This is a genomic window from Synechococcus sp. Cruz CV12-2-Slac-r, assembly GCF_024346075.1.
Classification (GTDB): Bacteria; Cyanobacteriota; Cyanobacteriia; order PCC-6307; family Cyanobiaceae; genus Synechococcus_D.
Window position 1 is genome coordinate 1 of record NZ_JAGQEK010000090.1, and the last position, 7,150, is coordinate 7,150.

Genomic DNA, 7,150 nt, shown 5'->3' on the forward strand with positions numbered 1-7,150 from the left:
GGTGGTGTTTTCAGAGCTGCAGGCGGAGCTATTAATCCGCCTTGGTGTTGCTAAAAGCACCCTTGCTGTTATTCCAAATGGGGTGGATCCAAATATTTGGCGGCCTGGTGTTTCCCAATTGAGCGAACGCTTTAGAGGTAAACGGGTCTTCCTTTATATGGGCAGGTTGGCAACAGAAAAAAATGTAGAGGCCTTGCTGCGGGCCTGGAAATTAGTGCAACTGCCCGGCTGCGTTCTTGTGGTGGTTGGTGATGGACCATTGCGCCAAGCGCTGCAAGCCAACTACAGCAACGATGATGTGATCTGGTGGGGCTACGAAGCAGACCAAGCAGTAAGGCTTGCTTTATTGCAAGTGGCGGAAGTTTTTATGTTGCCATCCCTTGTTGAAGGCTTATCGCTTGCATTACTTGAGGCCATGGCAAGTGGTACAGCATGCGTAGCAACCGATGCCGGCGCCGATGGCGAGGTGCTGGAGGGTGGCGCGGGGATTGTGATCAGCACCCAAGGAGTAACAACCCAATTAAGAACATTGCTGCCAGTGCTGCGGGAGCAACCAATCTTGAGCAAAGAATTAGGTAGAAGAGCCCGCGAACGAGTATTAGAGCGCTACACACTTCAAGCCAATATTGATGCTCTTGAACAGCTTTATTGCAACTTGATTCCCAATATGCCCTTAGCCGCGTAAAACTGTTGCTTAAAATTTAATTATCAGATTTCTTCAATACTCCGGCAACATTCATTAAAAGCTTTTGCTGGATCTTCCGCTTTGGTAATTGGCCTGCCGATAACTAGGGCGCTTGCACCGGCCGCTAATGCTTGGCTGGGGCTAAGTACCCGTTGCTGATCATTTTTGTTGCAACCGATAGGGCGAATGCCTGGGGTAATCAAAACAAATGGTTTCGGATGTGCAGCTCGCAAACTTGCAACTTCAAGGGGAGAGCAAACACAACCAGCGATGCCAGCAACAGTTGCTAAGCGAGCTAATCGATGCACATATCGATCTACGGGTTCGCTAATCGCCAACTGCTCTTTGAAATAAAGAGGATCCCAACTCGTAAGCACCGTTACCGCCAATAGGGAGGGTGTTTGCAAACCCGCTGCAGCGGCTCCCTCCACAGCCCCCTGCTGGGCTGCTGCCAATGCCTCAATGCCTGCAGCAGCATGCACTGTGATCAAATCAGCCCCAAAACTGGCCGCCTCACGGCAAGCCGCAGCCATTGTGGCCGGGATGTCGTGAAACTTGAGATCAAGAAAAACGGCCAAACCTTGATGGCGCAATTGTTCCACCACTGCAGAGCCCCCAGACATAAATAATTCCAAGCCAACTTTTACTCTGCGCAGGCCTGGCAAAGCAGCGGTAAATTCGATTGCTTGCCGAGGATCCATGCCGTCTAGGGCAACGATGATATGGTTTGCGGAATTACTAAAATCCATGGAATTTAAATAAAAATATTTTAAATGAAAGTATTTTAAACAAATCTGCGAAATATCTTTTTGCCCAATTGCAATACCTTGCCTTCTAGTTCAGTTGAACTTTGGAATTCCTGGTTGGGATCACTCAATTTTTCACCATCCAACTTCACCCCGCCGCCAATTATTTGCCGGCGTGCATCGCTGCTACTGCTGCAAATACCAACGGCGCTTAGCAAATAAAAGGCCTTGGCTGGAAAATTCACAGCCCCAAGTGAAACCTCAGGCACCTCCGCCGCTGCTGCCCCATTCCCAGCAGCTCCAGCCACCAGGTTTGCGGCATCAGCTTGGGCGGCAGCGGCGGCCTCGGGTCCATGGCGCAAACGGGTTATTTCTAAAGCCATCGCCTTTTGACGCTCCCGTGGATTATTTGGTAAAGCAGCCAAATCCAAATTAGTTAAAAGGGTTAAATACTCTTCCACCACCGCATCAGGAACTTTTTCTAGCTTTGAATACATCGATAGGGGATCTTCCGTAAGGCCCACGGTGTTGCCCAAGCTTTTACTCATTTTCTGCACCCCATCTAGGCCGGGCAGAATTGGCAGCAACAGGCCAAGTTGAGGTTTTAAGCCAAAATGCCGCTGTAAATCTCTACCCATTGCCACATTAAATTTTTGATCTGTGCCCCCCAATTCCAGATCGGCTTTGATCGCAACTGAGTCGTAGCCTTGCAACAGCGGATATAGAAATTCGTGGAGTGAAATCGCAGTGCCATTTTCATATCGATTAGCAAATTCTTCCTTGGCAAGCATCTGCCCAACCGTGCTTAAAGCTAAAAGTTCAATAACTTTTGGCAAATTTAAATCTGTAAGCCATTCACTATTACGGCGCACCTCAAGGCGGCCCGGAGTATCAAAATCCAAAAGGGATAAATTCGGATCTTGGCCCTGCCCTAGTTGTTGTAGATAAGTGTTGGAATTTTCCTCTACCTCTTCAATACTAAGTTGCACCCTGGTGGCACTTTTACCGCTGGGGTCGCCAATCCGCGCAGTGAAATCACCGATTATTAATATGGCTGTATGGCCGGCATCTTGAAAGGCCCGCAATTTACGAAACAGTATTGAGTGGCCTAGGTGAATAGTGCTGCCGGTGGGATCAATTCCAAGCTTTACCCGCAACGGTTTGTTTTGTAGAGCTGTTTCTGCAGCGTCGGCTGGAAAGAGATCAGCCACTCCGCGGCTAAACCAGTTAGGGATGCTTGCAACTGTCAAGATTCGGCCTCAAGCTGGGCTTTCATCCTCTCAAGGGTGAGATTCATCTGTTCAAACATCTGCTCTGGGGTTATACCAAACTGACTCAATTGAGTGCGTAATTGCTCTACTGTGAGTTTTGCTTGAAAATCTTCAGATAGTTCGAAACGTTTCATAAATACGCGATAGCGATCCATGAGTTCTTCCATTCTGCCAATGAAAAGTTTTTTACCTTCACGGTCAAACTTTCCGTATTCGCCGCCCAGCTGCATCAGCGACTGGTAATCAGCAAAGAGGCGCTTTGCCTCATCTTGCACGATTTCGGATTCAAAAAAGCCCATAGGCTGCCGAGTTAAGCCGCCATTCTGGGCGGCCCTACCCCCCTGGCCAGGGCGGATCGCCGCCCCGATACTTAGCCCAAGTTCATATTGGCAAAAACCACCTATGGCGCAGGGCCACTGGCTGGATCCTCTCGCCCGCCAGATGTTGCGGGTTTTGAAGCAACCAAGCAAAAAAATCAATCCTCCAACCCCTTGGCTGATTGATGTGAACAGGGCAAGCCTGAACGATTGGCTCAAACTGCCTGGCTGTAATAACAGCCAAGCGGAATTACTACTGCGCTTGCAACAGGGGGGAGTACAGCTAAGTGGGGTAGCAGATCTTGCTCAATTATTAGAGCTATCAACAGCTCAACTGGAAGCATGGAAGCCGCATTTGCTTTTTCGTTGGTATAGCGAACCGCCAAGCCCTAGCCAGCCACCAATAAATCTGAATAGTGCTGTAGCAGCGGAATTGATTGCTCTTGAGGTGTTTAATCCGGAAAGATACAAGCGCTTACTCAGGGAACGGGCACGCAGACCCTTCAGCGATCTAGCGGATCTGCAAGATCGCTTAGGCCTGCCAGCAGCAGTGGTGGAAGCATTAATTGGCAGGGTGAGCTTTGGCCAGGGCAGCGGGCCGGCATTACCAAGCACTCGCCCATGAACAGAATCCACCAACCCAACTTGTTCACTGCCCCAGCCAGTTGCAGCAGCGAACCAGAATTAGCCCTAAATCCAGAAGTTTTACGGGCCTGGCAAACCCGGGTGCTGCTACACCAACAGCAGCAGTATCAACAGCAGCAAGAGTGCCAGCCAGGCCAATACCAATTATTTGAACTGGAAATAGCGCCAGCCCGCAACCCAGTGCCAAATCCTTTGCTTTTGCCAGCTCAACACCTGCATTTCTGGCGCTGGCCGCAGCCGCCTCAGCGGGGAGCAGCGCTTTATTTCGTATACGACCACAGCCTCGGGGCGGCGAATGATCTGCTGCTTTATTTGGGGGAAACCGGCTGCGCTGATCGGCGCTGGAAAGGGGAACACGATTGCAAGGCCTACCTAGCTGCCTACGGGGAAGGCTTAGTGCGCTGTGGCCAGAAAGCCCAGCTGAGCATTCGTTTTTGGTGCGATGCCCCCAGCAGCACCCGGGCTCGCCGCCAGGTGGAACAAGAGCAAATTCGCCTCTGGCAACCCCCATTTAATAAAGAATGCCGTCAGCGCTGGCAAACCCCATTCCAGAACAGTTGAGCCCCCTTCCCTCTTACGATCGCGCCATACGTTAATTGCTATCAATGGATTTTCGCTGCAGCACTAGCCCCTTTGCGGAGCTTTCCTGCGATGCACTCGGTATCGGCCTCTTCAGCGGCCACTGGCAGGAGCAACTTAAAGCCGTAGCACCCGAGATCGCAATAAATGCCCTTGCATTGCTGCAACAGCGTGAATTCAAAGCAAAGTCTGGTGATTTGATCTGCCTCACCCTGCCAGGGCAGAAGCCAAGTTTTTTAATCGTGGCAGGCCTTGGCGAACCAGAAAATTTTGATGGCCGCGCCCTTCGCTCAACTGCAGCGAAATTAGCCAAAGCATGTGTTGGCAGTGGCGTTGAGGCCCTAGGGCTTTCTTTACCGCTGGAAGGTTTTGCCCCAGAGGAAGCAACCGCGGCCTTGGTGCAAGGCGCAAGGCTCGCATTGTTTAAAGATGATCGCTTTCGCAGCGAACCTGAACCACGCAACAAACCAAACAGCTGTTGGCTTTTAGGCCTGAACGAGCTTCAAGAAGCGGAACTGGAAAACCAGCTGGCCATATGCGCTGGAGTGGAATTAGCCCGCGAACTGGTGGGTGGGCCCCCAAATCTGGTTAACGCCCTCAGCCTTGAAGCCACTGCCCGCAGCCTGGCAAATGAATTTGATTTAGAACTCACTGTTCTTGATGAAGAAGGTTGCCGGCAAAAGGGGATGGGAGCTTTTCTTGCCGTTGCGCAAGGGGCCTGCATCCCGCCACGGTTCATCCATTTAGTAATCAAGCCAGTGGGGGCTGTTCAACATCGGCTGGTATTGATCGGTAAAGGGCTCAGTTTTGATTCGGGCGGCTACAACCTCAAAACCGGTGGCAGCCAAATCGAACTGATGAAATTTGATATGGGCGGTTGCGGCGCCGTGCTCGGAGCGGCCCGCAGCCTTGCGGAACTGCGGCTTGAGGGGATTGAAATTCACATAATCAGTGCCACAACAGAAAACATGGTGAGCGCTGAAGCCATTCATCCAGGGGCGATTATTACTGCCTCAAATGGCAAAACAATTGAAATCAACAACACAGATGCAGAAGGGCGCCTTACCCTCGCTGATGCTCTTGTTTATGCCTCAGCATTGAAGCCTGATGCAATTGTTGATTTAGCTACCCTCACCGGCGCTTGTGTTGTGGCTTTAGGAGATGAAATTGCTGGGTTATGGAGCCCCCACGACGAATTAGCTCAACAATTGCTGGAGGCAGGCAGGGCAGCAGGGGAGCCCCTTTGGCGTATGCCACTGCAAAAGTCTTATAAAGACGGGTTAAAAAGTTCTTTAGCTGATCTGAAAAACACAGGCCCAAGGCCCGGTGGCGCGATCACAGCGGCACTTTTTCTGCAGGAATTTGTTGATGCCGATATTCCATGGGCTCATTTAGATATCGCCGGACCGGTATGGAATGAAAAAGGGAAAGGGCCAGATCCAGCTGGAGCAACGGGTTTCGGTGTTCGTCTGCTAGTGAACTGGTGCCAAGCTTTTAGTGCCACTCTGGGTAAGTAGTTGTTGTTGAAATTTATGGAAAGTAACGGACGCCGTGGTTGGTCGAAGTGGGGTTGGTACTTAAAAGCTCAATCAGGAATCCTGTTATTACCCATGGGGCTTTGCTTGTTTGGAGAAGCGGTAATGAGGCGTGCGGCCTATCCAGCAAAACCTTGGTTCTGGCTTGGCACCTTGAGTTTGATCTGCGTTAATGCTGGGGTTGGCTTAATGGTGGAAAGCGGTTTATTCCGCGGCCATCCCCGCCGCTAACTGCCGCAAGCCTCGAAATTGTGGCGATTGCAACTCATGAATCTGCCAACGGGCCTTGGCATCGCAATCAGCCAACAAACGATCTAGATCGTCTGCTGCATGTTTTGGGCTGTCGTAAGGACCCACATACCGGGTAGCCAACCCTTCACGAATAAGCAGTAAATACATGCCTACCTCTTCAACAAGTCAAACCTAGCGCTGTCCCCCTGGCTTTAACGGTAGGGAAGACCACATAAGCCCTTTCCGAGCTTTTTTTCCCCACACAGCATCGAGGCGGGCATCACGGCCACAACTCCAGCGGTAAAAGTTGTATTTAGGCTTATTTAGTTCTGCGTAGTTTTGGTGGTAGTTCTCAGCAGGCCAAAAGCGCTTAAGCGGTTCAATCGCCACCCGCAGAACTTTTTTGCTGCCTAATTCCGCTCTAGCAGCTGCAGCACTTGCTTCTGCCCCCTTCTGTTGATCGGCATCAGCAACAAAAATCACCGGTCGATAGGAAGAACCCCGGTCGCAAAATTGTCCGCTGCCATCGGTGGGATCAACATTGCGCCAAAAGGAGCGCAAAAGGGTTTCGTAACTCAATTTATTTGGATCAAAACGCACCTTCACACTCTCCACGTAGTTGGTGCCACCTGCACTCACCTCTTGGTAAGTGGGATTTGGCTTATCGCCACCGGCATAACCGCTCTGCACATCCAGCACTCCAGGTAGCTTTTCTAAATCGTGTTCAACGCACCAGAAACAGCCCCCCGCAAGCACTGCTTCATTGATAGGAGCCGCCTGCACTGGGCTGCTGATAAAAAGCAAAAGAGCTCCTAGGAAGCAAGCAAATCCTTTAAGCACTTATTTTCAAGATTTAACAACTGCATCAAGTATGAGTGCTGCAGCCCTTTGGGTAACACCCGGTTCGCCAAGTAATGCCCGCAATCGCCCGTAACCACTCAACATTTTGTTGCGGGCCTGCTCATTTCGAAGCAAAGGTAATGCCTCTTCCACCAATTTATCCACCTTGAGCTCCTCCTGCAGCAATTCAGGCACCAATCTTTCTCCCAAAACCAAATTCACAGGCGAAATGTGGTCTACCTGGAAACGCAACAAACGCCTCGCCATCAGGGCCGTAAACCGGCTCACCTTGTAGGCCACC

Annotated in this window: 10 protein-coding genes and 1 pseudogene; 5 read left to right on the forward strand and 6 right to left on the reverse strand. The window is 50.9% G+C overall.

The features are described 5' to 3' along the window. The coding region (locus tag KB557_RS07830) for a glycosyltransferase family 4 protein (protein WP_255132986.1) at positions 1-685 on the forward strand (685 nt) is incomplete at its 5' end. A 23-nt stretch (positions 686-708) separates the two neighbouring features. Here the strand turns inward: KB557_RS07830 and pyrF are convergent. From pyrF to KB557_RS07845, 3 genes are read right to left on the reverse strand one after another with little or no spacing between them, the layout of a single operon-like run. Continuing rightward, complete coding sequence (gene pyrF, locus KB557_RS07835; protein WP_255132988.1) at positions 709-1,434, reverse strand: orotidine-5'-phosphate decarboxylase; 726 nt, start codon at positions 1,432-1,434, stop codon at positions 709-711. Positions 1,435-1,469: 35 nt separating this feature from the next. Then, complete coding sequence (gene tyrS / locus KB557_RS07840) at positions 1,470-2,681, reverse strand: tyrosine--tRNA ligase (protein WP_255132990.1); 1,212 nt, start codon at positions 2,679-2,681, stop codon at positions 1,470-1,472. Then, the gene (locus tag KB557_RS07845; RefSeq protein ID WP_255132992.1) at positions 2,678-3,001 is read right to left on the reverse strand and encodes a DUF1825 family protein; all 324 of its coding nucleotides are present in this window, start codon (positions 2,999-3,001) and stop codon (positions 2,678-2,680) included. The genes tyrS and KB557_RS07845 overlap by 4 nt, the downstream gene beginning before the upstream one ends. A 103-nt stretch (positions 3,002-3,104) precedes the next feature. Between KB557_RS07845 and KB557_RS07850 the strand changes: the two genes are divergently transcribed. From KB557_RS07850 to KB557_RS07865, 4 genes are read left to right on the forward strand one after another with little or no spacing between them, the layout of a single operon-like run. Further along, complete coding sequence (locus KB557_RS07850) at positions 3,105-3,644, forward strand: hypothetical protein (RefSeq protein WP_255132994.1); 540 nt, start codon at positions 3,105-3,107, stop codon at positions 3,642-3,644. Further along, complete coding sequence (locus KB557_RS07855; RefSeq protein ID WP_255132996.1) at positions 3,641-4,225, forward strand: GIY-YIG nuclease family protein; 585 nt, start codon at positions 3,641-3,643, stop codon at positions 4,223-4,225. The genes KB557_RS07850 and KB557_RS07855 overlap by 4 nt, the downstream gene beginning before the upstream one ends. Positions 4,226-4,269: 44 nt before the next feature. After that, the gene (locus KB557_RS07860; RefSeq protein WP_255132998.1) at positions 4,270-5,760 is read left to right on the forward strand and encodes a leucyl aminopeptidase; all 1,491 of its coding nucleotides are present in this window, start codon (positions 4,270-4,272) and stop codon (positions 5,758-5,760) included. Positions 5,761-5,775: 15 nt separating this feature from the next. Continuing rightward, the gene (locus KB557_RS07865; RefSeq protein ID WP_255133001.1) at positions 5,776-6,009 is read left to right on the forward strand and encodes a hypothetical protein; all 234 of its coding nucleotides are present in this window, start codon (positions 5,776-5,778) and stop codon (positions 6,007-6,009) included. Here the strand turns inward: KB557_RS07865 and KB557_RS07870 are convergent. The 3 genes and pseudogenes from KB557_RS07870 to KB557_RS07880 all read right to left on the reverse strand — a co-directional run. Next, on the reverse strand, positions 5,983-6,177 hold the full coding sequence (locus KB557_RS07870; protein WP_255133004.1) for a hypothetical protein: 195 nt from the start codon (positions 6,175-6,177) through the stop codon (positions 5,983-5,985). The two genes, KB557_RS07865 and KB557_RS07870, sit on opposite strands and share 27 nt — an antisense overlap. 24 nt (positions 6,178-6,201) lie before the next feature. After that, entirely contained in the window at positions 6,202-6,792 is a 591-nt protein-coding gene (msrA, locus tag KB557_RS07875; RefSeq protein WP_315856211.1) for a peptide-methionine (S)-S-oxide reductase MsrA, read from the reverse strand. 63 nt (positions 6,793-6,855) lie between these two features. Further along, positions 6,856-7,150: pseudogene (locus KB557_RS07880) on the reverse strand (lipid-A-disaccharide synthase); the annotation flags it as partial.

Excerpts from the sequence above, each read along its gene's own strand:
- KB557_RS07850 (WP_255132994.1), top strand. The coding sequence starts at position 3,105 with ATGGCGCAGGGCCACTGGCTGGATCCTCTCGCCCGCCAGATGTTGCGG.
- KB557_RS07860 (WP_255132998.1), top strand. The coding sequence starts at position 4,270 with ATGGATTTTCGCTGCAGCACTAGCCCCTTTGCGGAGCTTTCCTGCGAT.
- KB557_RS07870 (WP_255133004.1), bottom strand. The coding sequence starts at position 6,177 with ATGTATTTACTGCTTATTCGTGAAGGGTTGGCTACCCGGTATGTGGGT.
- KB557_RS07865 (WP_255133001.1), top strand. The coding sequence starts at position 5,776 with ATGGAAAGTAACGGACGCCGTGGTTGGTCGAAGTGGGGTTGGTACTTA.
- KB557_RS07845 (WP_255132992.1), bottom strand. The coding sequence starts at position 3,001 with ATGGGCTTTTTTGAATCCGAAATCGTGCAAGATGAGGCAAAGCGCCTC.
- KB557_RS07855 (WP_255132996.1), top strand. The coding sequence starts at position 3,641 with ATGAACAGAATCCACCAACCCAACTTGTTCACTGCCCCAGCCAGTTGC.
- pyrF (WP_255132988.1), bottom strand. The coding sequence starts at position 1,434 with ATGGATTTTAGTAATTCCGCAAACCATATCATCGTTGCCCTAGACGGC.